Genomic DNA, 22,882 nt, shown 5'->3' with positions numbered 1-22,882 from the left:
ATCTTTCCGAACGACAAACGTCCCATGAGCGTTCCGCTGCGCCCCCGAGCGGGTCAGATCACGTCCATACGCACCTGACCCGCAGGTCATCCCGTGTTCACCCGGCGGGCGGATCTCCCCGACGTTCACGGCGCGGACACATGTCCCGCCGGTGCTTCAGTCGTGGGTCACGTCCCGCCCGACGATCAGTCGGAGGCCTCGGAGGGCCCTAGGACCGGTCGGGGCAATGGAGGGCAGCCTGATGATCAGCCGGCTGTCATGTCCGGTCCGATCCGACTCCGTACGGCCGTCTGCACCTCGGCCTCCTCGGCCGGGTCGGCGGCGAGCCGGCGCAGTCGCTCGACCACGCGGGCGTCACCGGTCTCGGCGTGCCGGGCGGCGATCTCGCGGGTGGTCTCCTCGCAGTCCCAGAGACACTCGACGGCGAAGCCGGACGGGAAGGAGGGGTCGGTGGCGGCCAGGGCACGGGCGGTGCGGCCGCGTAGATGGGATGAGGCGGTCTCGCGGTAGATATGGCGCAGGACCGGCGCGGCGCAGGCGATACCGAGCCGTCCGGTGCCGTCGACGAGGGTCCACAGCGTCGGAGCGTCGGGACCGTCGCCCCGTACGGCCTCGCGCAGCGCCGAGAGGACCAGGTCCTTGTCCTCGGCTCCGCCGCGGCAGGCGAGCATGCGTCCGGCGGCGGCGCCGAGCGGATCGGGCCGTCGGGCCCAGCCCCGCGCGCGGTCGACGGCGGCGACGCTGCGCATCCGTTCGAAGGCGTCGACGGCGGCTTCCACGACGGCCGACGAGCCGGTGACCACGGCCGCCTCGATCAGGTCGAGGGCATCGGGATCATTGCTGTCCGCGAGGTAGCGCAAGGCGGTGCAACGGGCTCCGTCGGTGCCGTCCTTGGCGGCGGCGACGATTTCGGGCCGGTCCTCGGGGCCCGCGACGGCCATGAGGCACCGCGCGGCGGGCACATGGAGCGCGACTCCGCGCTCGATGCCCTGCTGGGCCCACTCGAAGACCGCCTGCACGCTCCACCCCGGACGGGGCCCGGTAGGTCGCATCTGCCGCTGCCAGCGGTCGAAGCAGCCGGCCTCGTGAGCGGCACGCACACGCGTGGCGATCGATTCGCGCGGATCCTCGGCCCACAGCCGCCACGGCCGTGGCTCAAAAGCATCGCGTACGACGGTGGCCAGCTCGGCCTCGCCCTCGGGATCGGCCGGGAAACGTGCCAGGACGGGCGCGGCGAGGGCGCGCAGGCCCGCGTCGTCGTCCCTGAGCGCGAGCTCGTCCAGGGCCCAGGCCCAGTTGGAGCCCGTGGCGGCGTACCTGCGCAGCAGTTCCAGGGCATCCCGCCTGCCGTAGGAGGCGAGGTGGCCGAGGACGGCCAGGGCCAGCCCCGTGCGTGACTCCTCGGTGTCGAAGACATCCTCGACGTCGAAGAGGTGCGCCTCGATCTCGTCCAGATCGCCGTGTAGGTCGAGGTAGAGACGGGCGTAGTAAAGGGAGCGGTTCTCCACCTGCCAGTCGTGGCGGGGATCCCGCAGCACACAGTGGTTCAGGGCCGCGAGCGCCTCGGCGCGCGGGGCGGTGAGCGCGTGCAGTGTGCCGTCGCCGCGACCCCGCTGGAGCAGGCCGAGCAGCGTACCGCTGGGCGCTATGACCGGTTCGAACATGGGAAACAGCCTCACATCAAGCGTCGACGCAACCGGGGATCCTGCTTCACCTGGCCGCGTGACAACACGTCGGGGCGCCCGCCGTTTCCTGCTTGCTGTAGACCATTTTCCTCTGCCTCTCGTCAGTGGCCCTCGCGGACCGCATCACGGCCCGCGCGGTGCGGCAACACCTGCCCAGCCATCGCGTCCGTGAATCACGACGTCATGATGACTCGGCACTTCCGTCTGCCGCGACCGAAATTTCGGCGGCCCTGTACCGCCTCCCCCGTTTTCCGTGTTTCAGCTGGTCAGATCATTCGGATCAGTGTGCGCCGAACAGCTCGAGCAGTTCGGTCTTGCCGAACATGCGGGCCGTGTCGACGGCCGACGGGGTGCCCGCGGCCGGGTCGGCACCGGCTTCCAGAAGGACCTTGATCACTTCCGTCTCACCCTTGAAGACGGCACCGGCGAGTGGCGTCTGGCCTCGGTCGTTGACACGGTCGCCCTCGGCACCCCGGGCGAGCAGGGCGCGCACCGCGTCGGCATGGCCGTGATAGGCGGCGAGCATCACGAGGGAGTCGCCGCGGTCGTTGGTGAGGTTGGCCGGAACGCCCGCGTCGACGTACGCCACGAGCGCCTCGGTCTGCCCCTGCCGGGCCAGATCGAAGATCTTGGTCGCCAGCTCCACGACCTCGGGGTCGGGGGCATCAGTCATCGGCCGGACCGCCTCTCACTACGAACACGGGGACTGCGGATACTGCGGGGACTACGGAACTGCGGGGAGCACGGGTACGACCGGCGAGCGGTGTCGGCCGTACGAGTGATTCGCCAGGGTACTGGCTCGCGCGGCACATGGCCCGATGCGTCCGAGGCAAAGATCATCGCAGACACGGCCGGACGCGACACCCAAGCTCATCCGGTCAAGGACACTCCACCATCCGAAGGAAATCTGCCGGATTTCACCCAGTTGCACCTTTTATCGTATGGATACATCCTGTGAGCCTGGAAGTACTCATGGTGACTGTCCCCACCCGAACCAGGAGCACTCACATGATCCTCTCCATCTCAGGCGTCGTTCTGCTCGGCATCGTCGTCTTCATCTTCTTCCGCAAGGACGGGCTGAAGGCGTCCCACGCCCTGATCTCGGCGCTGTTCGGCTTCTATCTGGCAAGCACGGCCATCGCCCCGAGCATCAAGGCCGGCGGCGAGAGCCTGGCGAGCCTCCTGGGCGGCATCCAGTTCTGACACCGCCCGTCCAGCCCGTACGCACCTCCAGGAGACCGCAGTGGCCCGCCGCCCCCTCCCCCGCATCCTGAGCACAGGCAGCGCGCAGATCGCCCGAAGCCGGGAGCTGGCCCGGGCACAGCTCACCCGAAGCCGGGAGCTGGCCCGGACGGCGAGCGACAGCGCCTCTGACGTTCTCCATCCACTGATCACGATCACCCGCGGTCTGCGCCGGCTGGCCTCGGCCGGGCGGCGCAAGTGGGCCGACACCCCCAAGGACAAGCGCGGACCGCTGCTGTTCCTGGTGGCCTCGGTGATCCTGGTCGTGGCGCTGGTTCCGTACGGGCCGCTGCTCGCCGTCATCACCCTGATGGCGGCGGCAGCCTGGCAGGGCCGGGACCGCAAACCGGCCACGCCCGAGGGACCCGACGAGTCCCAGACGGAGCGGCTGAGGTCGCTGTACGAGGCACTGGTCCCCTACTTCTCCGCGGCCGACGACCCGGCCCCGCTGTACAGCCACGGCGGCGAGTGGGAGAAGGCCTTCCCGGAGTACGAGTTCGACGGCACGAGCCGGATCAGCAGCCTTCTGGTCCGCTACCCGGCCTACTTCACCGACGGCGAGGCGCAGGCCCGCGCACGGATCGAGTACCTGCTGACCGCGAAGTCCGGCCGCGGCCGGGAGTACCACTTCGCCTGGGACGAGGAGGGCAACGAGCTCATGGTCACCGCCCTCGCGCCGCTGCCCACCGACATCGCCGCCCAGCGCTTCGTCACGGCCCCCGGCGAGACCGTCCTCGGCTTCACCGACCCCACCCGGGTCCAGCGCACGCTCCCCCTCACCCACGGGGCGGAACAGCGCGACGTACCGCCGGTCGTCTGGCGCACCGGCATCCGCTCCACCGAGCCCCACCTGCTGGCCCTGGGCCAGCCCGGCAGCGGCACCTCGACCCTCCTGCGCTCCATCGCCCTTCAGGCCCTCCAGCACGGCGACGTCGTCATCGTCGAGGGCGGCGGCACCGGCGAGTACGCGTGCCTGACCGGCCGGGACGGCGTCCTGGCGGTCGAGTGCGGGCTGGCCGGGGCTCTGGCGAGCGTGGAGTGGGCGGCGACGGAGACGGAACGACGTCTGATCGCCGTGAACCGGGCCCGCCAGGCGGGCAACCCGCCGCCGGAGGACACCAAGCGCCCGCTGTGGATCCTCCTGGACCGCCCGACGGCGTTCTCCCACCTCGCCGCCGCGGACAACCGCAAGGACCCGCAGTCCCTGCTCCAGGTCCCGCTCCGGCACGGCCGTGCGGCCAACGTCACGGTCGTCGTGGCCGAGCAGTGGGACGGCCTGGACGCGCTGAGCGATGCCGTACGACAGCACACACGCGCGCGTGTCGTGCTCGGCCCCGCCACGGCGGAGCAACTGCGCACGGCCCTGGGCGCGCCCCCGCACACCACCCCGGTCGCCGACGTCCCGGCCGGCCGCGGCTACGCGCGCCTGGGCACGGGCCCGGTCCACCGCCTCCAGGTCCCGGCGACCCCGGACCCGTACGACGACGCGACGAGCGACGCGCACCGGCAGGCCGTACTCGACCTGTTGCCGGCGCGGACGACGCCGGTGGAGGCGGAGTCGCTGGGCACCGTGGAGAAGGCGGAACACGAGCCGGAGCCGGTGCCGGCGGAGGCTGTGGTGGCGGAGACGTCGTAGTCCCGTAGGCGCCGGGCCACGCGAGCCACCCCGGCACCTACGCCGGGCGCGGCACCTACGCCGGGCGGGCGCCGGGAGAGCAGCATCACGCCACGAACGGCCGCGAGGACTCCCCTGCCCCCGTCACCCCGCTCTCGACCAACCGTGCCGCAGCCCCCAACCGCGCCGCGGCCTCCTCCGCCACCGCGCCCCCCACGGTGAACGGCAGCCGCACATACCCCTCGAAGGCCCCGTCCACCCCGAACCGGGGCCCGGACGGCACCCGGACCCCCACCCGCTCCCCGACCTCGGCGAGCCGCGACCCCGACAGGCCACCGGTCCGGACCCACAACGTGAGCCCGCCCTGCGGCACCTCGAACTCCCAGCCGGGCAGCTCCCGCCGCACGGCCGCGACGAGCGCGTCCCGGTTCTCCCGGGCCTGTCCGCGCCGCAGCTCCACGGCCTGCTCCCAACCCCCCGTACCGAACAGCCAGTTCACGGCCAGCTGTTCCAGGACGGGCGTGCCCAGATCGGCGTAGGCGCGCGCGGCCACGAGGCTGCGGATCACATCCGGAGCCGCCCGCACCCAGCCGATCCGCATCCCCGCCCAGAAGGCCTTGCTGGCCGACCCGACGGTGATGACGGTCGACCCCGCGGGATCGAAGGCGCACACCGGTCGCGGCATCTCGACATCGTCGTCGAGCCACAGCTCGCTCATCGTCTCGTCGGCGACGAGCACCGTCCCCGCCGAACGCGCCGCGTCCACCAGTCGCCGCCGCTGGTCCTCGTCGGCCAGCGCCCCGGTCGGGTTGTGGAAGTCGGCGACGACATAGGCGAGCCGGGGCGCGGCCTCCCGCAACACCTGCCGCCAGCGGTCCACGTCCCAGCCGGTCAGCCCTTCGGCCATGGCCACGGGCACCAGCCGGGCGCCCGCCTCGCGCATCAGCTGGAGGATGTTGGCGTACGACGGCGACTCGACCGCGATCCGCTCACCGCGCCCCGCGAACAGATGGCAGATCGCGTCCATGGCGCCCATCGCCCCGGTGGTCACCATGATCTGCTCGGGCATGGTCGGAATCCCGCGTGCCGTGTACCGGTCGGCGATCATCGCGCGCAGCGCGGGCAGCCCGGCCGGATAGTCGCCGTGGGTGTGGGCGTACGGGGGCAGTTCCTCCAGGGCGCCCTGGACGGCACGGGTCAGCCACGGCTCGGGGGCGGGCAGCGCCGCGGTGCCCAGGTCGATCACCGAGCCCAGCGCCTCCGGCGGCAGCGGCTCCAGGCCGCGGGCGGGCAGCGGGTTCCCGGCCGGTACGGCCGTCCAGCTCCCCGCCCCGCGCCGCGACTCCAGGAACCCCTCGGTGCGCAGCGCCTCGTACGCGGCGGCCACGGTCGTACGGCTCACCGAGAGGGCGAGTGCCAGTTCCCGCTCGGCGGGCAGCCGTGCGGCGACCGGGACCCGCCCCTCCAGGACGAGCAGTCGGATGCCGTCGGCCAGGGACCGGTACGCGGGCGGGCGCCTGGTGCCGGGGCCTGCGGGACGGTCCTGCTGGGAGGTGAGCAGCCGGGCGAGCTGCGCGGCCCCCACCGCGGAAGTCCACTGAGCCATGATTTCCAGTCCACCTTCCCCGAATTGGCCATGGAGGGCGATGCTTCCCAAGCCACAGGGTGTCATGCATCAGTCCACTACCACCACAGGGGGACACGTCTTGTCCACGCAGGGGCATCCCGTGAAGCGGCTCACGCACGGGCATCTCATACGGCGGCTGTCACAGCTCTACGTCGGGCTCGCGCTGTACGGCGCGAGCTCGGCGCTGCTCGTCGAGGCGGGCCTGGGCCTGGAGCCCTGGAACGTGTTGCACCAGGGCCTCGCCGAACGCACCGGCCTGACGATCGGCGTCGTGTCGATCATCGTCGGCGCGGCCGTGCTGCTGCTGTGGATCCCGTTGCGCCAGCGCCCTGGCCTCGGCACGGTCTCCAACGTCTTCGTGGTCGGCATCGCCATGGACGGCACACTCGCCGCGCTTCCCGAGGCGCACAGCCTGGCCGTACGGATCCCCCTCCTCCTGGCCGGCATCGTGCTCAACGGCGTTGCCACCGGCCTCTACATCTCGGCCCGGTTCGGACCGGGCCCCCGGGACGGCCTGATGACGGGATTCAACCGGCGCACCGGCCGCTCGATCCGCCTGATGCGTACGGCCGTCGAGGTCGCGGTCGTGGTGACCGGCTTCGCCCTGGGCGGCACGGTCGGCGTCGGCACCGTCCTCTACGCGGTGTCCATCGGCCCGCTCGCCCAGCTCTTCCTGCGCGTGTTCGCCGTCCCGCCGGCATCGGACGGCAGCACGGTCGTTGCCGCCGGGCAACCCCGGCGCGCGATACTGCGTCCGTGAGCACCACGCGGATACGCCACCCCTACCTCGACCACCCCGGCCCGATCCCCTTCGCCCACCGGGGCGGGGCGGCGGACGGCCTGGAGAACACCGTGCTCCAGTTCCGGCGCGCGGTCGACCTGGGCTACCGGTACATCGAGACCGACGTCCACACCACACGCGACGGCAAGCTCGTCGCGTTCCACGACTCGACCCTGGACCGGGTCACGGACGGGGCGGGCCGGATCGCGGACCTGCCCTGGGCCGACGTACGGCACGCGCGCGTGGGCGGCAAGGAGCCGGTGCCCCTCTTCGAAGAGCTCCTGGAGACCTTCCCCGAGGTGCGCTGGAACGTCGACCTCAAGGCGGAGCCGGCGCTCCACCCCTTCCTGGAGCTGATCGAGCGCACCGGCGCCTGGGACCGCGTCTGCGTCGGCTCCTTCTCCGAGGCCCGCGTCATCCGCGCCCAGCGCCTGGCCGGGCCCCGCCTCGCGACGTCGTACGGCACCCGGGGCGTACTCAATCTGCGGCTGCGCTCCTGGGGTGTGCCGGCCGCGCTGCGCCGCTCGGCGGTGGCCGCCCAGGTACCCGAGGCGCAGTCCGGGATCCAGGTGGTGGACCACCGCTTCGTGCGAGCCGCCCACGCGCGCGGGCTCCAGGTGCACGTGTGGACCATCAATGATCCCGATGTGATGCACCGGCTCCTGGACCTGGGAGTCGATGGCATCATGACCGATCACATCGACACATTGCGCAAGGTCATGGAGGACCGCGGCGTCTGGGTCTGACCCTGCCCCGTCCCCACCCGCGCGCGGGATCATCACGGGGAAGCGAGGGCGCGGGGTGGGCATGGGAACCGTGCGGACGGAGGCGGCCGACGAGTCCGCCGGGCGCCGGCGCGAGCAGCGCGGCTGGTACTTCTACGACTGGGCGTGCTCCGTCTACTCGACGAGCGTGCTCACCGTGTTCCTGGGCCCGTATCTGACGTCGGTCGCCGACGCGGCGGCGGACGCGGACGGGTTCGTCCACCCCTTGGGCGTCCCCGTGCGCGCCGGCTCCTTCTTCGCCTACTCGGTGTCCCTGTCGGTGATCGTGGCCGTCCTGGTGATGCCCCTGGTGGGCGCGGCCGCCGACCGCACCGGCCGCAAGAAGCCCCTCCTCGGGGCCGCCGCCTATGTGGGAGCCACGGCCACCACGGCCATGTTCTTCCTGGACGGCGACCGCTATCTGCTCGGCGGCGTCCTGCTGATCGTCGCGAACGCGGCCCAGTCGGTCGCGATGATGCTCTACAACTCCTACCTCCCGCAGATCGCCCCGCCCGAGGAGCGCGACGCGGTCTCCTCCCGGGGCTGGGCCTTCGGCTACGCGTCGGGCTCGCTGATGCTGATCGTGAACCTGGTCCTGTATCTGGCCCACGACTCCTTCGGCATCTCCGAGAGCACGGCGGTCCGCATCTGTCTGGCGTCGGCCGGCCTGTGGTGGGGCGCCTTCGCCCTCATCCCGCTGCGCCGGCTGCGCGACCGCCGCTCCACGAGCGACGCAGCCGAAGCGGAGCCGACCGGGAGGAAACAGACCGCCATGGGCTTCCGGCAGCTCGCGGCGACGGTCCGCGACATGCGCCGCCACCCGCTGACACTCGCCTTCCTCCTCGCCTACCTGATCTACAACGACGGCATCCAGACGGTGATCTCCCAGGCGTCGATCTACGGCTCCGAAGAGCTCGGCCTCGGACAGTCGACGCTGATCGGAGCCGTGCTGCTGGTCCAGGTGCTGGCGGTGGCCGGGGCGCTCACGATGGGGCGGCTGGCGCGGACGTACGGCGCGAAACGGACGATCCTCGGCTCGCTGGTCGCGTGGACGGTGACGCTGGCGGCCGGGTACTTCCTGCCGGCCGGGGCGCCGGTGTGGTTCTTCGCGCTGGCGGCCGGCATCGGGCTCGTCCTCGGCGGCAGCCAGGCCCTGTCCCGGTCCCTGTTCTCCCATCTCGTCCCGCCGGGGAAGGAGGCCGAATACTTCTCCGCCTACGAGATGAGCGACCGCGGCATGAGCTGGCTCGGCCCGCTTCTCTTCGGGCTCACCTACCAGCTGACCGGAAGTTATCGAGACGCGATCATCTCGTTGGTGGCCTTCTTCGTCATCGGATTCGCCCTGCTCGCGAGGGTTCCGGTGCGCCGGGCGATCAGCGACGCGGGCAATCCGGTGCCGACAACGATTTAGCGTTCCGAGTGAAAGGGCGGTAGTGTACGCGTTTGGCCTGCCAGGCGTACCGTTACTGCGCGTCAAAGATGCCGAAACGCTGGGTTACATCTGCTAGCAGATGTGACAAACCGGACGCCGGTGGGTACGACATTGGTCAGCAAGGCTGCGGCTACGACGGCGACGCATCACCCGGAACGGGACACGGAACGGGAATCTTTACCGCCGACCGGACGTTGACCGGATGACGACGACAGCGACACCTGTCCTGTGGGCGACAAGCCCGGGAGGCACGATTCATGAGTGAGCGAGCTCTTCGCGGCACGCGCCTCGTGGTGACCAGCTACGAGACGGACCGCGGCATCGACCTGGCCCCGCGCCAGGCCGTGGAGTACGCATGCGAGAAGGGGCACCGGTTCGAGATGCCCTTCTCGGTCGAGGCGGAGATCCCGCCGGAGTGGGAGTGCAAGGTCTGCGGGGCCCAGGCACTCCTCGTGGACGGCGACGGCCCTGAAGAGAAGAAGGCCAAGCCCGCGCGTACACATTGGGACATGCTGATGGAGCGGCGGACCCGCGAGGAACTCGAAGAGGTCCTCGAGGAACGTCTTGCCGTTCTCCGCTCCGGGGCGATGAACATCGCGGTTCACCCCCGGGACAGCCGTAAGTCCGCGTAACCCCTCAGGGGCTTGGGCGGATCTACCAAGGCACCAGTAACCGCGGGCGCCGTACGTGAACGTGACGTACGACGCCCGCGGTTTGGTGTGCCCAAAATCTGGTGGGTGCCCGAAAAGGAGCCCGGCGCTCAGATGGCGCCGGGCTCCTTGGCACGTCAGGGCAGGTCAGCGCATTGTCAGCGCGCAAGCGGCGGCCTCGGCCCCTCCGGGGCGTCCCCCGGCTCGTCCCTGATGACCTCGCCCTGGACGACCTTGCCGTCGGGGCGGTGCATGCGAGCCTGCTGGAAGGCGTCACCGAGCGAGCCCGGGTTCGCCTCGCGCAGCTTGCGCTCCAACGTGCGCTCCGCACGCCGGCTCAGGGCCTTCTGGACCGGCGGGATCAGCAGAAGCAGGCCCAACGCGTCCGAGATCAGGCCCGGCAGCATGATCAGCAGGCCGCCCAGCATCATCAGCCCGTTGCCGCCGCCGCTCGCCGGGGTGGTGCCGCGCTGCAGCGCCTCGTTCAGCGCCTGGAACGCGCGTCGGCCGGCCCGCTTGATCACCACCGTGCCGAGCACGAGACCGGCGATCAGCAGCAGGAACACCGTGAACCCGCCCGCCACGTCCGCGACCACGGTGAGCAGCCAGATCTCCAGCACCAGCCAGGCGGCGACGCCCAGCGGCAGGAAGGTACGCAGCCGGGAGCGCCGGGGCCGGGCGGGATAGGTGGGGGTCGGTGCGCCAGTCGTCATGCGTCCAGTGTGCCTGGGCCCGGCTCAGAGCGGGATAAGAGGACGGCGGACGCCGCCTGTGCGGTCGTAGACGTAGGGCAGCGCCCCTGCCTCAGCCAGTGGCCCCCGCGCAGCGCCCGCTACCGCTACGACGACCGCGGCGCCGAGGACGGCTTCGTACGGCTCATCAACTTGCCCACCCGCTCCCGCGCGCCCCACGACGTGACCCGCCACAGCGCCTCGACCAGGATGTCGCGGCTCATCTTCGAGTCACCGAGCTCGCGCTCGACGAAGGTGATCGGCACCTCGACGACGTGAAAGCCGGCCTTGACGGCGCGGCGGGCGAGGTCGACCTGGAAGCAGTAGCCCTGGGAGGCGACGTCGTCGAGGCCGAGGCCCTCAAGGGTCTCGCGGCGGAAGGCGCGGTAGCCGCCGGTGATGTCGCGCAGCGGCAGGTCCAGGGCGAGCCGGGAGTAGAGGCTGCCGCCGCGGGAGATGAACTCGCGGGACTTGGGCCAGTTCACGACCCGGCCGCCGGGCACCCAGCGGGAGCCGAGGACCAGGTCGGCGCCCTTGAGGGCGGTGAGCAGGCGGGGCAGTTCCTCGGGCTGGTGGGAGCCGTCGGCGTCCATCTCGATCAGGACGCCGTAGTCGTGCTCGATGCCCCAGCGGAAGCCCGCGAGATAGGCGGCGCCGAGGCCCTCCTTGCCCTTGCGGTGCAGGACCTGGACGTGGTCGTCCTCGACGGCCAGTTCGTCCGCGAGCTTGCCGGTGCCGTCGGGGCTGTTGTCGTCGGCCACGAGCACGTGCGCCGTCGGGACCGCCTTGCGGACCCGGCCGACGATGCTCTTGATGTTCTCCGCCTCGTTGTAGGTCGGAATGATCACCAACGCCGTGCCGAGCGGCCCGAACTGCCTCCCCCGGTGCTGTGCCCCGAGGGTCCCGTCGCCGTCGTTCACTGCTGCCCCTTCATGTCCGTAGACGTCCACCATAGTGGTCGCGGCCTGCGCTGACGCGACAGCACGTTCGTATGGTGGTGTCGATTCCACAAGAGCGGGGTAAGCATGGGTTTTCCGTGTCCGGACGACCGCTGCACGCCTCCTGCGGATGGGGGCCCGGCGCCCTTCGGGCCGACCTGGGACCCGCTGGCTGCGGGTCGACCGAAAGCCGTTGTCTACTGAGCGCCCGGGCCCCACCCGGGTCACACCTCCCCGACCGGCCGGAACGTTCCGTCGTCGCCGCGCGGGCACTGAGCCTGGCTCCCAGTGACGGTGCCCCGGTGCGGCACACCGTCCCTGACCCAGCGGCGTTGCGACGGGTTCCCGGAACTTCCGCGGTTGCCCGGTCGGGCGTCCGGTGGTGGACCCGGCCGAACCTACCGGCCCCGGGCCTCCGCCTGTCAACAGCCGTTTGACCTGCGGATATTCACCCAATTCGCTGGTCAGCGCAGAGGATGCGCAGGTCGCACGACGGGACGGCGCGCGGTGATCGGGTTCGCGCCACCCCGGGAGATCACTCGCCCGGCCGTACGAAGACCGTTCGTCCGCCCACCACCGTGCGCAGGCAGGCGGGGAGTTCCCGGCCGGGGCTCAGGTCGGGCAGGCCGGGGGTGCCGGAGCGGGGGTCGGTGGACCAGCGCGCGACCCGGTCGTCGGGGGCCTGGACCACCAGTTCCTCGGTGCGCCACACGGCGTAGTCGGCGGGCGCGCCCGGCACCAGGACGCCCGCGTCGTCGCGGCCGATCGCCCGCCAGCCGCCGCGCGTGTGCGCCGTGAACGCGGCGCGCACGGAGACCCGGTGCTCGGGCGTGTGATGGAAGGCCGCGGCGCGCACCGTGCCCCAGGGGTCGAGCGGCGTGACGGGACTGTCGGAGCCGAAGGCGAGGGGCACGCCGGCGCGCAACAGGGCCGCGAAGGGGTTGAGTGAGCGGGCGCGTTCGGCGCCCAGGCGCTGGGCGTACATGCCGTCCTCGCCGCCCCACAGCGCGTCGAAGGCGGGCTGGACGGAGGCCGTCAGGCCCAGCTCGGCGAAGGCGGCGATCGTCTCGGGGGTGAGCATCTCGGCGTGCTCGACGCGATGGCGTGCGGCGCGGATGCGGGCGAGGCCGAGCTTCTCGGCGGCGGCGCGGACGCCCTCGACCACGGTGGCGACGGCGGCGTCGCCGATCGCGTGGAAGCCCGCCTGGAGGCCGGCCTCGGTGCAGGCGGTGACGTGGGCGGCGACGGAGGCCGCGTCGAGGTAGGCGGTGCCGGTGTGGCCCGCGTCGGCGTACGGCTGGTGCAGACAGGCGGTGTGCGAGCCGAGGGCGCCGTCGACGAACAGGTCACCGGCCGCGCCGGCCGCGCCCAGCTCCCGCGCCTTGTCGACTCCTGCCTCGGCCCCCTCCGCCCAGTAGCCGACGACCCGCGGGCCGGGTTCCTCGGCGGCGAGCCGGAGGAGGCCGGTGAAGTCGTCCTCGGACGAGATGTCCGGCCCGCCGCACTCATGGACGGTGCCGATGCCGAGGGAGGCGGTGTGGGCCAGGGCGGCGCGCTGGGCCTCGATGCGCTGGGCGGGGGTGATGGCGCCCAGCGCGGTGGCGCGTACGGCGTGGTGGGCACCGGCGACGAGCGGGCCGTCGACCGCGCCGAGGTCACCCGGCGTCAGGTCCAGCAGGGCCGTCGTGACGACCGCCGAGTGGACGTCGATGCGCGAGAGGTAGAGGGGGCGGCCACCGGCGGCCTCGTCGAGCTCGGTGCGCGTCGGAGGGCGGCCACCGGGCCAGCGGGAGGCGTCCCAGCCGTGACCGAGGAGGACACGGTCGTGCGGACGGGCGGCGACGAACTCCCGCACGAGGGCGAGGGCTGCCTCCAGAGAAGAGGCGCCGGACAGATCGAGGCCGGTGAGGGCGAGGCCCGTGGCGGTGGTGTGCACATGGGCGTCGGTGAACGCGGGCGTGACCAGGGCACCGTCCAGATCGACGACCTCGTCCACCCCGTCCGCGAAGGCATCGGCGGCCCCCTCGGACCCGACCCAGGCGACCTGCCCCCGCTCCACGACCATCGCGGTGGCGAAGGGGTCGGCGGGGCTGTGGACTTCTCCACGGCGGAGAAGAACGGTCTTCGGCTCGGCGCTGCGCTCACTCATGGGGACCAGTTTCCCGCCTCATCCCGCGCGCTCAGGACGGGGGGCGCCCCTGAGCGCCCCGAAGGCAGGCGGGGCTGTATCACCGTGCGGCTCCGCACGGGCCTCAAACCCGGGGTGGCCGCGCCTCGTACGGCGTGGACAACACCACGGTCGTCCGCGTGGAGACACCAGCCAGCGACCGAAGCCGGGCCAGCAGCTCCTCCAGCTCGTGCGGCGTGGCCACCCGCACCTTGAGGATGTAGTTCTCGTCCCCCGCCACACTGTGACAGGCCTCGATCTCGGGCACCCCCGCGAGCCGGTCCGCGATGTCGTCCGGCGCGCTCGGATCGAACGGCTTCACCGAGATGAACGCCGTCATGGGCAGCCCCACGGCCTCGGGGTCCACGACCGCGGCATAGCCACGGATGACGCCACGCTGCTCCAGCCGCCGCACCCGCTGGTGCACCGCTGAGGTGGACAGGCCCGTGGCCTTGCCCAGATCGGTGTAGCTCATCCGCCCGTCCATGACGAGCAGCTGCACGATTTGTCGGTCCAGCTCCTCCATGGCGCAAGAACTTACAGTGCGGCTGATCTCCACGGGTACCTGAGCAGCCCAGCTCATGCCCGGTTTGTGAGGTGTCCGAGAGGCTGCTGTGCGCGTCCTGAGGGACAAATCGGCCGCCACGGGCACCTGCGGGCGGCATGTGACGAACGCCACAGGCCCCGAACAGGCTCCGTGATGTTCTCGTGATTACCGCCGAGACCGGACGGGAAGTGCTTGCTGTGGTCGAGGCCGCAGTGCCGTCACGGCCCAGCCCGAGGGGGAGAAATCCATGCAGAGTCTTAAGCGTCCTGGTCGCACCGCACCCAAGCGCCTCCAGGCGGTCGTCGAGCCCGAGCCGGAGGGCGTCGAACCCGACGCCTTCGACGAGGAGGAGTTCGACGCGTACGACACCTTCGAGATGTTCCGGGTGATCTGCCCGGACTGCGCTCAGCCCATCGCCCTGCTGGCGGACGAGGAGGTCCTGCCGGAGCACGCGCTGTGCGCCTCGCCGTGGAATCCGTTCGGCCTCACGGTCTGTGCGGGCACGGGCCGCAGGGCCGCCGAGGCCCGCTCCGCGGACGAGTCGCCGGAACCTCAGGAGCAGGACACCGCCCTCCTGTTGACGCTCCCTCAGGGGCTGGACTGGCGGACGCAGCCCTTCTCGCACGTCGGCGGCCCGGGCTCGCGCCCCATCAGGGTCCCGGTCATGCGGCGGCAGGCCGCCTGAGCGCACGCCGCCCCGCGCGGCGGCACCACCGCCGCATCGCTCAATCCCAGTAGCTGCCCTGCACCATGGCTCGCAGGCTGCCGTGGTGCAGGATCAGTGCGTCCGGGTCCGCCGGGACGGCGACTTCGCCGAAGTAGGCCTGGCGGTAGGCGATCCGCAGCATCACGATGGCGTGGCGCAGGGCGGCGTACAGCGTGTGGAACTCCATGTCGCGGGGCGTGTGACCGGTGAGGTCGGCATAGCGGGCCTCGACCCGGTCGCGGCGCAGGAAGTCCGGCAGCCCGCGCTGTCCGAAGGCGGCCGTCAGGTCGTGGAAGAAGCGGTGCAGATAGACGGTCCAGCCGAGGTCGACCTCGCGCGGGGCGAGTGCCGCCATCTCCCAGTCGAGGACGGCCGCGGGTTCGAACCCGTCGTAGACGACGTTTCCGATGCGCGCGTCGCCCCAGTTGAGCACGGGTGTGCCCGGATCACGCGGCCAGAGATCCTCCAGGAGGTCGAAGGCGTCCTCGATGAGCGGTGAACGGGCCAGCCCGTCAACCACCCATTCGTAGTACGCGCGTTGGGCCGTGACATGCCGTCGCAGGGCGTCACCCTCTCCCGGGAGGTCGAGGAACTCGGCTTCCCATGGCGGGACTTGGTCGTGCAGCCGCGCCAGCAGTCCGATCGTGGCCGCCTCCAGGCGCTCACGCTCCGCGTCGCTGGCCGCGTGCAGCCAGTTGCCCTCGTAGGTGTACGGCATGACGTCCGGCGGCACGCGCCCCTCGACGCGCTCCATGACGAAGAAGGGCGCCCCCAGCGGTCCGGGGTCCTCCTCCAGCCACAGCACCTTCGGCACGGGCACATCCGTGTGCTCGGCCACGACGCGCATCGTCCGGTACTGGCGCGGCATGTCGTACACGGGGAAGACGGTGTACGCCGCCGGGTCCGCCGCGAGCCGCAACGCACAGGCCCGCACCGGCGGTTCGGGGTGTTCGATGTCGAAGAGCAGGGTCTCGCTGGACAGGCCGTTCGACTCGGGGACGGTGACGCCGACCGCCTTGGCGCCCGGCAGCCGGGTGCCGAGCCAGGCGGTGAGCCGACGGGTGATCTCTTCCGGGTCGCGCGTGGTCGTACGAGGGCGGGGTGCCGTGGCTGCCATGTCGCAAACCCCCTACGGTGCAACCGACTTGAAATCCGTGAACCCGCTCGGGTCGTGCCGCCCGAAAGAGCCGTGCTCGAAGATGCCGTGTCCGACCCGGCCGTTCAGACGGAAGCGCGCGGAGTGGTCGGTGACCCCGTAGGCGGCGCGGGGATGGGCGGTGGGATCGGAGAGGTCGTAGGTACGGCGCTCGGTCCACCCCCGCCCTCGCCAGGTGCCGTGCTGCCAGTCGTCGGCGGGCGGGTAGCCGGCGCCGACCGCGAGCGGGGAGGAGGCCAGGATCTCCACCTCCAGCTCCTGCGGTTTGCGGACGTCACCGAGGTGGACGAGGGCGTTCCGGGGATGTCGGGTGCCCGAGCGGTACGTGATCTCGGCCTGGGGCCAGCCCAGTTGGCGGTCGCGGTGGCCGGGGCGGACCATCGTCGCCTCACTCAGCGAACGGTGCCCGTCCGCGTCCTCCTGGACGATCACCATCAGAAACCGGTCCTCGAAGCGCACCGGGCACCAGATCCAGTGGAAGCCCTCGGTCGGGTGCTCCTCGGCGAACCGCCCGCCGTCCTCCCCCGGCAGGGGGCGCACACCCCAACTGCGGTCACGCGTGCCGGTCCACTCGGTGGGGGTGACGCGGAACTCCTCGCCGCCCGCCCGCACGACGCCCGTCACGCCGCCGGCCTGGACGAAGCGGCGCCCTTCGAGGGTGAGCCGGTCGCCGCGGCGCTGGAGGTGGTGGGGTTCCCAGAGGGCGGGGAAGCCCGCGGTCCAGGTGAGGTCGTACGACAACTCCTCGTCGTCGCAGGTCAGACGGAACCGTCGGAGCGGCTCCTCCACCTCGATGCGCAGCGGCCCGACGGCGAGCCGCATCCGGTCCTCGCCGAGGGCGTCCGAGGCCCGCACCGCGTGCAGCGTGTCCCCTACCCGCAGGGTCGCGTACGCGTCGATCACCCCGGCGTTCGGGTACACCCCGAGGCCGAGGATCAGCAGGGCGCGCCCCCGATGGTCGAGGACGTGGAAGATGCAGCGGTCGTAGGCGTTCCGGTCGCTGGTGGCGACGTACTTCATGGAGAGGGGCACTTGGTGCACCGGGTACTCGTCGAGCGCTACGGGGCGGTCGTCCTCGGCCACGGCATACCTCCCTGAAGGCGGCTGCGCTGACGGTACGTCAGACAGCGGCACGTGGCCAGAGAGGGCGCCGGACGACCGCGAACCCATGCCCTATTCCGGCAAGCGGTGACTTGTCCCCCACCTCCGCGTTGCCCTGGTATGCCCCCCATCTACTCAGCGACCGAACCCCAGCGCCGTATCTTCGTGCCGCGGCCCGCTGGAACGCTTTCTCCGGCGCCTCCGCAGCAACCGGATCCGCCCATCTACCGTGAACTGATGCGCGCCTGGGCCGACCGCGGCCGCACCCTGCCGGGGCGCCACGACCCGGAGTGGATCCGGCTCGCGGCGCCGACGGTCAAGCACGGCCAGTTCAGCGTCCCTCGGGACCTGCTAGGTGACGGGCGATGACCATCCGCTGAATCTGGTTGGTGCCCTCGACGATCTGGAGGACCTTGGCCTCGCGCATGAAGCGCTCGGCCGGGAAGTCCGCGGTGTAGCCGTAGCCACCGAGGATCTGGACGGCGTCGGTGGTGACCTTCATCGCCGTGTCGGTGCAGTGCAGCTTGGCCATCGCCGCCTGCTTGGCGAACGGCCGGCCCGCGTCACGCAGTCGCGCCGCCGTGAGATACAGCGCGCGGCCGGCCTCGATCTGGGTCGCCATGTCCGCGAGCATGAAGCGCAGGCCCTGGAAGTCGGCGATGGGCTTGCCGAACTGCCGTCGGTCGGTCGCGTACGCCACCGCCTCGTCCAGCGCCGCCTGGGCCACGCCGATCGCGCAGGCCGCGATGCCGAGCCGGCCGGAGTCGAGCGCGGACAGGGCGATCGCGAAGCCCTGCCCCTCGTCGCCGACGCGCCGTTCGTCGGAGACCCGGACGCCGTCGAAGTGGACCTGCGCCGTGGGCGAGCCCTTCATTCCCATCTTCTTCTCGGGCGCCGCCGCGCTCAGCCCCTCCGCGTCACCGGGCACCAGGAACGCGGTGATCCCACGGGGGCCGTCCTCGCCGGTGCGCGCCATGACCGTGTAGAAGTCGGCGATGCCGCCGTGTGTGATCCAGGCCTTGGTGCCGGTGATCACCCAGTCGTCGCCGTCGCGGACCGCCTTCGTCCGCAGTGAGGCCGCGTCGGACCCGGAGGCCGGCTCGGACAGGCAGTACGCGCCGAGCAGCCCGCCGCCGAGCATCGCGGGCAGGTGCTCGACCTGCTGCTGCTTGGTGCCGTAGGTGGCGAGGGAGTAGGAGGCCAGGGTGTGCACGCTGACGCCGAGGCCGACGGTGAGGCGGACCGCGGCGAGCTCTTCGAGGACCTGGAGGTAGACCTCGTACGGCTGGTCGCCGCCGCCGTACTCGACGTCGTACGGCAGGCCGAGCAGACCTGATTCGGAGAGCAGGGTGAACACCTCGCGCGGGAAGCGCCCGGCGTCCTCCTCCTCGGCCGCCTTCGGGGCGATCTCGCGCTGCGCGATGTCGCGGACGAGCGAGATCAGATCCCGGGCCTCGTCCGTGGGCAGTTGACGGTCCACCGGCTGCGGGGCGCGGTCGGGCATGGCGACGCTCTCCTCCCTTTCGGGAACGTCGGCGGTCTCCCGCCTTGGGTGGGGCGGCTCCGCCTGGTGTCTCACAGGTGCCGGCCGATGCTCCACTCCCGGGTCGCGGAAGCTGCTGACCAGCGGCTCTGCGGTGAGTATGCCCGATCAGAGGCACCGAGTCACCAGTTAACGACCGCTTACTTCAAGAAGTATCGGACAAGCCGTCCGCACTTCGGAAATTGGTCCGAACCATTGACGTAGTGGTCTAGTCCTCCTACTGTGACGCACCAACGCCTATCGCGTTCATGCCAATCGGCGCACGTTCCTCCCCCCACGAGGAGACACCCGATGCACCTCTCGCACCGCCCCCGCACCCGGTTCCGGGCGCTCATGTCCGCGGCCTGCGCGGCCGTCCTCGGCGCCGGGCTGCTCGCCGGCATCGGCACCGGCACCGCCACGGCGGACCCGGCCCCGTCACCCAGACCGGCCGCCGCCGGCTCCAAGGTCGTCGGCTACTTCACCGAATGGGGCACCTACGACCGCAAGTACTACGTCAAGAACATCGAGACGTCCGGCTCGGCGGCCAGGCTCACCCACATCAACTACGCCTTCGGCAATGTCACCGGCGGCAAGTGCGCGATGGGCGACTCCTACGCCGCGACCGAACGCACCTACACCGCCGCCGAGTCCGTGGACGGCGTCGCCGACACCTGGGATCAGCCGCTGCGCGGCACCTTCAACCAGCTGCGCGAGCTCAAGAAGAAGCACCCGGGCCTGAAGGTCCTGTGGTCCTTCGGCGGCTGGACCTGGTCGAACGGCTTCGGCGAGGCCGCGCGCAACCCGGCCGCGTTCGCCCAGTCCTGCTACGACCTGGTCGAGAACTCGAAGTGGGCCGACGTCTTCGACGGCATCGACATCGACTGGGAGTACCCGAACGCCTGCGGCGCCACCTGCGACACCAGCGGCCGGGATGCCTTCAAGAACCTGATGGCGGCCGTGCGCGCCAAGTTCGGCTCCGGCAACCTGGTCACCGCGGCGATCACGGCCGACGCGACGAGCGGCGGCAAGATCGACGCGGCGAACTACGCGGGCGCGGCCCAGTACGTCGACTGGTACAACCCGATGACGTACGACTTCTTCGGCGCCTGGGACGCCAGTGGCCCCACGGCTCCGCACTCGGCGCTGAACTCCTACTCCGGCATCCCGAAGGCGGGCCTGCACACCTCGGCGACCATCGCCAAGCTCAAGGGCCTGGGCATCCCGTCCGCCAAGCTGCTGCTCGGCATCGGCTTCTACGGCCGCGGCTGGACCGGCGTCACCCAGTCGGCACCCGGCGGCACCGCGACCGGGGCTGCCCCCGGCACCTACGAGGCGGGCATCGAGGACTACAAGGTGCTCAAGACCAGGTGCCCGGCGACCGGGACCGTGGGCGGGACGGCATACGCCAAGTGCGGGAGCCAGTGGTGGAGTTACGACACCCCCGCGACCATCGCGACGAAGATGACGTACAAGAACCAGCAGGGGCTGGGCGGGACCTTCTTCTGGGAGCTGAGCGGGGACACGCCGGGCGGTGAACTGATCAAGTCCATCAAGTAGCCGGTCCCACGGGGACTTGGGGCGGAGGGCCACGAGCCTCCGCCCCTTGCCGTTTCAGCCGGTCCGTGTCGGCCGCTCCGGGTCAGCCGGCCGGCCCAGCCTGCTGCGTCAGCCCTCCCGGCGCGCGGGCTCCGGGGCCGGGTAGGCGGGGTCCATCTCCTCGATGGCGCGCATGGCGCCGCCCAGCGTCTTCACCAGCAGTTCACGCATGGTGTCGCGGGACAGTTCGGGGCGCTCCGTCCAGTCGAGGGTGGCGCCCTCCACACTGCACACCCAGGCGAGCAGGCCCATGCGGGCGAGCGGGGCGATGTCGGTACGGCCGTACGCGCCCTCGGCGATGGTCGCCACGATCGCCTCGCGCACTCCGTCCCGGATGGCGTGCACCTCGGTGTCGAAACCGACGCCGCCGCTGACGATGGTGCGGTAGGCGGCCTGGTTGTGCTCGGCGTAGCGGAGGTAGCTGTCGATGGTGCGGTGGACCCGGTCGACCGGCTGGAGTTCGAGACCGCCCGCGGCGAAGGTGACCAGGTCGGCGACGGAATCCTGGATGATCGCCAGGTAGTAGCCGCGCTTGGACTGGAAGTAGTAGTAGATGAGCCCCTTGGCGACATGGGCCTGCCGGGCGATGTCGTCCATGGAGAGCGCGTCGTACGACGTGTCGGCGAACAGCTTCCGCCCGATGGTGATGAGTTCGGCACGACGCGCCATCGAGCGCTCGGTGCCGCGCGCCCGAGGTCGGGCCGCGTCGCGCTGTTGACTAATATTCAATTTAGACCCTGTTGTTCAACGGGCGGCGGGACATCCGCAGTATGGCAGACCTGCACCAGCTGCTCGTTCGAGTCTGATCGACTTTGATGGGTCCGCTCGACAACAGGGCCGGGACATGTCCGATCAAAGGGTGCCGTGTGTGTCAGCTCACAGCAGGCCGAGCTGCGTGACGAGCATCGCCACGACCACGACGAGGGTCCAGCCCATCACGTGCTCGAGGATCTTCGGGCCGTCTTCCTCGGGGCCGCCGGTACGGACGCGGCCGGCGGTGGCGGAGTGCGTGGTCATATGCCCACCCTGCCACCGGAAGCGGCCTTTGCGGCGGAGAGGTTGCTCACAGCACGCCCACCGCCGCGAGTGCCGCGCGCTGGCGCGGGGTGGGACGCGCCGGGAAGTAGAGGTAGCAGATGCCGCCGGTGCCGGAGACGACCTTGCCCTCGGCGTTGTACCGCTTGGTCCGCAGCCAGATGTTCTCCCATTCGCGCCGCTTGTAGACGCGCCGCACCGCCTCGTTGCTCGGTGAGTTCGGGTCGTTGGCGATCACGTCGCCTTCGGCGGTGAAGCCGATGACGGTCATGAGATGCCCGGCGGTGCCGTACCCCGCCCCGGTCAGCTCCTCCTTCAGGAACGACTGGGACGTTATGGCCGGGATGCCGGCCGCGATCAGCGTCTCCAGATCGGTGAGCGAGCCGAGCCGGGTCACGACGCCCTGGAGGTCCTTGAAGGTGGCCGCGTAGGCGGCGTTGAAGGGCCAGTTGCCGCAGCCGTCGTACTGGTAGTCGAAGGTGAACCGGGCCGCGTGGCAGACCTGCGGGTCGGCGTACGCCGGGTCGACCCAGGCCAGCTGCTCAGGGGTCAGGCGGCCGCCCCAGTACTCGACGATCATCTGCGAGGAGGTGGGGCTGCACCAGGCTTCGCCGCCGTTGTCGTACTCCGGGTACTGGCCGATGTGGATCTCCTGCGAGTACCGCGGGACGGTCAGCTCCCGGTCGAGGCCGGGGGTGGAGGCCGGGACGGTGAAGCGGTCCGGGACGTCGGAGCCCATCGCGCCGGCCCGCCACACGGTGGGGGTGAGCTTCGTGCCGGGCTTGCGGTGCAGGGTCAGCCGCAGCCGGTAGGAGGTCAGGCGCAGCCCGGTGGCCGGGTCGTCGATGGCGAACGTGTCCGTCCAGACGCTGCTCTTGCCGTCGCTCTGGCCGTCGACCGAGGTCCGCCTCATGTCCTGGTCGCCCGCCGCCCAGCGGCCCAGCACGTACCAGGGGGTGGCGGTGCCGTCCGAGTACGTCCCCTCCAGTTCGATCTGGAGCCAGGTGCCGCCCGGGGTGTGCGCGTTCCAGGAGGCGATCGCCTCGGTGGCGGGGACGGTGAGCCGGTGGACCGGGGACGTCCAGGTCGCGTACTCCCATGTGGCGCGCTCGCCGGTGTGCGGGTCCGTGTAGTCGCGGGTGCCGGCGGCCGTGGCGATCACGAGGCCGGGGCGGGCGCCGGCGAGGGCCCGGGTGCCCTGGGCGGCACCGCTGCGCCAGTCGGCGTAACTGGTCCAGGCGCGGTTGTCTACGGTAGGGGTCGCGACCGGTGCGGGGGCCTTGGCATCGGCAGTGATGTCGGCGGCGAGCGCCGGGCCCGCACTGCCGGGGACGGCTGCGGCGACCGCGGCTGCCAGAACGATTCTGCGCGAGGGCTGTTCGGCTCTGCTCATGGGCGGAAGACCCCCAGGTGTCCGAGTGGGGCGGATCCAGTGCACGGCTGTCCGCCCACTATGAACGCAGGGGGCGACGTCTGCCAGCACTTCGCGCCGGGCGCGCCTACGAATATTGGTGTCGACCACTGACATGAACCGGGGGAGGCCCGCTGCTCCAACCGCCGTACATACGAGGTGGGATGGGTGAG

Annotated in this window: 21 protein-coding genes; 8 read left to right on the top strand and 13 right to left on the bottom strand. The window is 71.2% G+C overall.

Annotation, left to right across the window (positions count from 1 at the left end; translation table 11 throughout):
• Positions 1 to 245: 245 nt before the first annotated feature.
• Together ADK36_RS09870 and ADK36_RS09865 are read right to left on the bottom strand one after the other, a co-directional pair.
• On the bottom strand, positions 246 to 1,664 hold the full coding sequence (locus tag ADK36_RS09870; RefSeq protein WP_048584353.1) for a HEAT repeat domain-containing protein: 1,419 nt from the start codon (positions 1,662 to 1,664) through the stop codon (positions 246 to 248).
• A gap of 301 nt (positions 1,665 to 1,965) precedes the next feature.
• Complete coding sequence (locus ADK36_RS09865) at positions 1,966 to 2,358, bottom strand: ankyrin repeat domain-containing protein (RefSeq protein WP_030054818.1); 393 nt, start codon at positions 2,356 to 2,358, stop codon at positions 1,966 to 1,968.
• 335 nt (positions 2,359 to 2,693) lie between these two features.
• On the opposite strand from ADK36_RS09865, the gene ADK36_RS09860 reads away from it, so the two are divergent.
• Together ADK36_RS09860 and ADK36_RS09855 are read left to right on the top strand one after the other, a co-directional pair.
• The gene (locus ADK36_RS09860; RefSeq protein ID WP_004002760.1) at positions 2,694 to 2,888 is read left to right on the top strand and encodes a hypothetical protein; all 195 of its coding nucleotides are present in this window, start codon (positions 2,694 to 2,696) and stop codon (positions 2,886 to 2,888) included.
• 40 nt (positions 2,889 to 2,928) lie between these two features.
• Complete coding sequence (locus ADK36_RS09855) at positions 2,929 to 4,563, top strand: membrane protein (RefSeq protein ID WP_048584351.1); 1,635 nt, start codon at positions 2,929 to 2,931, stop codon at positions 4,561 to 4,563.
• Between the two features lie 85 nt (positions 4,564 to 4,648).
• Here the strand turns inward: ADK36_RS09855 and ADK36_RS09850 are convergent, their stop codons facing one another.
• On the bottom strand, positions 4,649 to 6,148 hold the full coding sequence (locus ADK36_RS09850; RefSeq protein ID WP_048584350.1) for a PLP-dependent aminotransferase family protein: 1,500 nt from the start codon (positions 6,146 to 6,148) through the stop codon (positions 4,649 to 4,651).
• 64 nt (positions 6,149 to 6,212) lie between these two features.
• Between ADK36_RS09850 and ADK36_RS09845 the strand changes: the two genes are divergently transcribed.
• From ADK36_RS09845 to ADK36_RS09830, 4 genes are all read left to right on the top strand, one after another.
• Positions 6,213 to 6,929, top strand: a complete 717-nt coding sequence (locus tag ADK36_RS09845; RefSeq protein WP_199830140.1) for a YczE/YyaS/YitT family protein — start codon at positions 6,213 to 6,215, stop codon at positions 6,927 to 6,929.
• On the top strand, positions 6,926 to 7,696 hold the full coding sequence (locus tag ADK36_RS09840) for a glycerophosphodiester phosphodiesterase (RefSeq protein WP_048584348.1): 771 nt from the start codon (positions 6,926 to 6,928) through the stop codon (positions 7,694 to 7,696). Before ADK36_RS09845 ends, ADK36_RS09840 begins: the two co-directional genes overlap by 4 nt.
• 55 nt (positions 7,697 to 7,751) lie before the next feature.
• Complete coding sequence (locus ADK36_RS09835; RefSeq protein WP_048584347.1) at positions 7,752 to 9,125, top strand: MFS transporter; 1,374 nt, start codon at positions 7,752 to 7,754, stop codon at positions 9,123 to 9,125.
• Between the two features lie 278 nt (positions 9,126 to 9,403).
• Positions 9,404 to 9,778: an RNA polymerase-binding protein RbpA gene (locus tag ADK36_RS09830; RefSeq protein WP_003977404.1), complete on the top strand. Its 375-nt coding sequence runs from the start codon at positions 9,404 to 9,406 to the stop codon at positions 9,776 to 9,778.
• A 176-nt stretch (positions 9,779 to 9,954) separates the two neighbouring features.
• Here ADK36_RS09830 and fxsA read toward each other — a convergent pair whose 3' ends face one another.
• From fxsA to ADK36_RS09810, 4 genes are all read right to left on the bottom strand, one after another.
• Positions 9,955 to 10,509, bottom strand: a complete 555-nt coding sequence (gene fxsA / locus ADK36_RS09825) for an FxsA family membrane protein (protein WP_048584346.1) — start codon at positions 10,507 to 10,509, stop codon at positions 9,955 to 9,957.
• A gap of 125 nt (positions 10,510 to 10,634) precedes the next feature.
• Positions 10,635 to 11,447, bottom strand: a complete 813-nt coding sequence (locus ADK36_RS09820; protein WP_048584345.1) for a polyprenol monophosphomannose synthase — start codon at positions 11,445 to 11,447, stop codon at positions 10,635 to 10,637.
• A 553-nt stretch (positions 11,448 to 12,000) separates the two neighbouring features.
• Positions 12,001 to 13,614 (bottom strand): amidohydrolase, encoded by a 1,614-nt coding sequence (locus ADK36_RS09815; RefSeq protein WP_053197003.1) that lies wholly within the window; start codon positions 13,612 to 13,614, stop codon positions 12,001 to 12,003.
• 103 nt (positions 13,615 to 13,717) lie between these two features.
• Positions 13,718 to 14,158, bottom strand: a complete 441-nt coding sequence (locus tag ADK36_RS09810; protein WP_048584343.1) for an Lrp/AsnC family transcriptional regulator — start codon at positions 14,156 to 14,158, stop codon at positions 13,718 to 13,720.
• A gap of 268 nt (positions 14,159 to 14,426) precedes the next feature.
• Between ADK36_RS09810 and ADK36_RS09805 the strand changes: the two genes are divergently transcribed.
• Positions 14,427 to 14,864: a hypothetical protein gene (locus tag ADK36_RS09805; RefSeq protein ID WP_048584342.1), complete on the top strand. Its 438-nt coding sequence runs from the start codon at positions 14,427 to 14,429 to the stop codon at positions 14,862 to 14,864.
• 40 nt (positions 14,865 to 14,904) lie between these two features.
• On the opposite strand, the gene ADK36_RS09800 is transcribed toward ADK36_RS09805, so the two are convergent.
• The 3 genes from ADK36_RS09800 to ADK36_RS09790 form a co-directional block, all read right to left on the bottom strand.
• Positions 14,905 to 16,002: a phosphotransferase family protein gene (locus ADK36_RS09800; protein ID WP_048584341.1), complete on the bottom strand. Its 1,098-nt coding sequence runs from the start codon at positions 16,000 to 16,002 to the stop codon at positions 14,905 to 14,907.
• Between the two features lie 12 nt (positions 16,003 to 16,014).
• Positions 16,015 to 17,061: a hypothetical protein gene (locus tag ADK36_RS09795; RefSeq protein WP_048584384.1), complete on the bottom strand. Its 1,047-nt coding sequence runs from the start codon at positions 17,059 to 17,061 to the stop codon at positions 16,015 to 16,017.
• Positions 17,062 to 17,473: 412 nt separating this feature from the next.
• Entirely contained in the window at positions 17,474 to 18,646 is a 1,173-nt protein-coding gene (locus ADK36_RS09790) for an acyl-CoA dehydrogenase (protein WP_048584340.1), read from the bottom strand.
• A gap of 330 nt (positions 18,647 to 18,976) precedes the next feature.
• On the opposite strand from ADK36_RS09790, the gene ADK36_RS09785 reads away from it, so the two are divergent.
• The gene (locus ADK36_RS09785; RefSeq protein ID WP_048584339.1) at positions 18,977 to 20,224 is read left to right on the top strand and encodes a glycoside hydrolase family 18 protein; all 1,248 of its coding nucleotides are present in this window, start codon (positions 18,977 to 18,979) and stop codon (positions 20,222 to 20,224) included.
• A gap of 108 nt (positions 20,225 to 20,332) precedes the next feature.
• Here ADK36_RS09785 and ADK36_RS09780 read toward each other — a convergent pair whose 3' ends face one another.
• The 3 genes from ADK36_RS09780 to ADK36_RS09775 all read right to left on the bottom strand — a co-directional run bounded on the left by ADK36_RS09780 (position 20,333) and on the right by ADK36_RS09775 (position 22,691).
• Positions 20,333 to 20,992, bottom strand: a complete 660-nt coding sequence (locus tag ADK36_RS09780; protein WP_048584338.1) for a TetR/AcrR family transcriptional regulator — start codon at positions 20,990 to 20,992, stop codon at positions 20,333 to 20,335.
• Between the two features lie 147 nt (positions 20,993 to 21,139).
• Positions 21,140 to 21,280, bottom strand: coding sequence for an SCO1431 family membrane protein (locus ADK36_RS47805; protein WP_107083842.1), 141 nt, complete (start codon positions 21,278 to 21,280; stop codon positions 21,140 to 21,142).
• A 46-nt stretch (positions 21,281 to 21,326) separates the two neighbouring features.
• Positions 21,327 to 22,691 (bottom strand): peptidase C39 family protein, encoded by a 1,365-nt coding sequence (locus ADK36_RS09775; protein WP_053197001.1) that lies wholly within the window; start codon positions 22,689 to 22,691, stop codon positions 21,327 to 21,329.
• Between the last annotated feature and the right edge of the window lie 191 nt (positions 22,692 to 22,882).

This window comes from Streptomyces viridochromogenes (assembly GCF_001270495.1).
GTDB lineage: Bacteria > Actinomycetota > Actinomycetes > Streptomycetales > Streptomycetaceae > Streptomyces > Streptomyces viridochromogenes_A.
The sequence above is the reverse complement of the archived record's forward strand: the minus strand, read 5'-3'. Positions and strand labels throughout refer to the sequence as shown.

Excerpts from the sequence above, each read along its gene's own strand:
- ADK36_RS09870 (WP_048584353.1), bottom strand. The coding sequence starts at position 1,664 with ATGTTCGAACCGGTCATAGCGCCCAGCGGTACGCTGCTCGGCCTGCTC.
- ADK36_RS09865 (WP_030054818.1), bottom strand. The coding sequence starts at position 2,358 with ATGACTGATGCCCCCGACCCCGAGGTCGTGGAGCTGGCGACCAAGATC.
- ADK36_RS09860 (WP_004002760.1), top strand. The coding sequence starts at position 2,694 with ATGATCCTCTCCATCTCAGGCGTCGTTCTGCTCGGCATCGTCGTCTTC.
- ADK36_RS09850 (WP_048584350.1), bottom strand. The coding sequence starts at position 6,148 with ATGGCTCAGTGGACTTCCGCGGTGGGGGCCGCGCAGCTCGCCCGGCTG.
- ADK36_RS09845 (WP_199830140.1), top strand. The coding sequence starts at position 6,213 with ATGCATCAGTCCACTACCACCACAGGGGGACACGTCTTGTCCACGCAG.
- ADK36_RS09830 (WP_003977404.1), top strand. The coding sequence starts at position 9,404 with ATGAGTGAGCGAGCTCTTCGCGGCACGCGCCTCGTGGTGACCAGCTAC.
- fxsA (WP_048584346.1), bottom strand. The coding sequence starts at position 10,509 with ATGACGACTGGCGCACCGACCCCCACCTATCCCGCCCGGCCCCGGCGC.
- ADK36_RS09815 (WP_053197003.1), bottom strand. The coding sequence starts at position 13,614 with ATGAGTGAGCGCAGCGCCGAGCCGAAGACCGTTCTTCTCCGCCGTGGA.
- ADK36_RS09810 (WP_048584343.1), bottom strand. The coding sequence starts at position 14,158 with ATGGAGGAGCTGGACCGACAAATCGTGCAGCTGCTCGTCATGGACGGG.
- ADK36_RS09805 (WP_048584342.1), top strand. The coding sequence starts at position 14,427 with ATGCAGAGTCTTAAGCGTCCTGGTCGCACCGCACCCAAGCGCCTCCAG.
- ADK36_RS09800 (WP_048584341.1), bottom strand. The coding sequence starts at position 16,002 with ATGGCAGCCACGGCACCCCGCCCTCGTACGACCACGCGCGACCCGGAA.
- ADK36_RS09795 (WP_048584384.1), bottom strand. The coding sequence starts at position 17,061 with ATGAAGTACGTCGCCACCAGCGACCGGAACGCCTACGACCGCTGCATC.
- ADK36_RS09790 (WP_048584340.1), bottom strand. The coding sequence starts at position 18,646 with ATGCCCGACCGCGCCCCGCAGCCGGTGGACCGTCAACTGCCCACGGAC.
- ADK36_RS09785 (WP_048584339.1), top strand. The coding sequence starts at position 18,977 with ATGCACCTCTCGCACCGCCCCCGCACCCGGTTCCGGGCGCTCATGTCC.
- ADK36_RS47805 (WP_107083842.1), bottom strand. The coding sequence starts at position 21,280 with ATGACCACGCACTCCGCCACCGCCGGCCGCGTCCGTACCGGCGGCCCC.
- ADK36_RS09775 (WP_053197001.1), bottom strand. The coding sequence starts at position 22,691 with ATGAGCAGAGCCGAACAGCCCTCGCGCAGAATCGTTCTGGCAGCCGCG.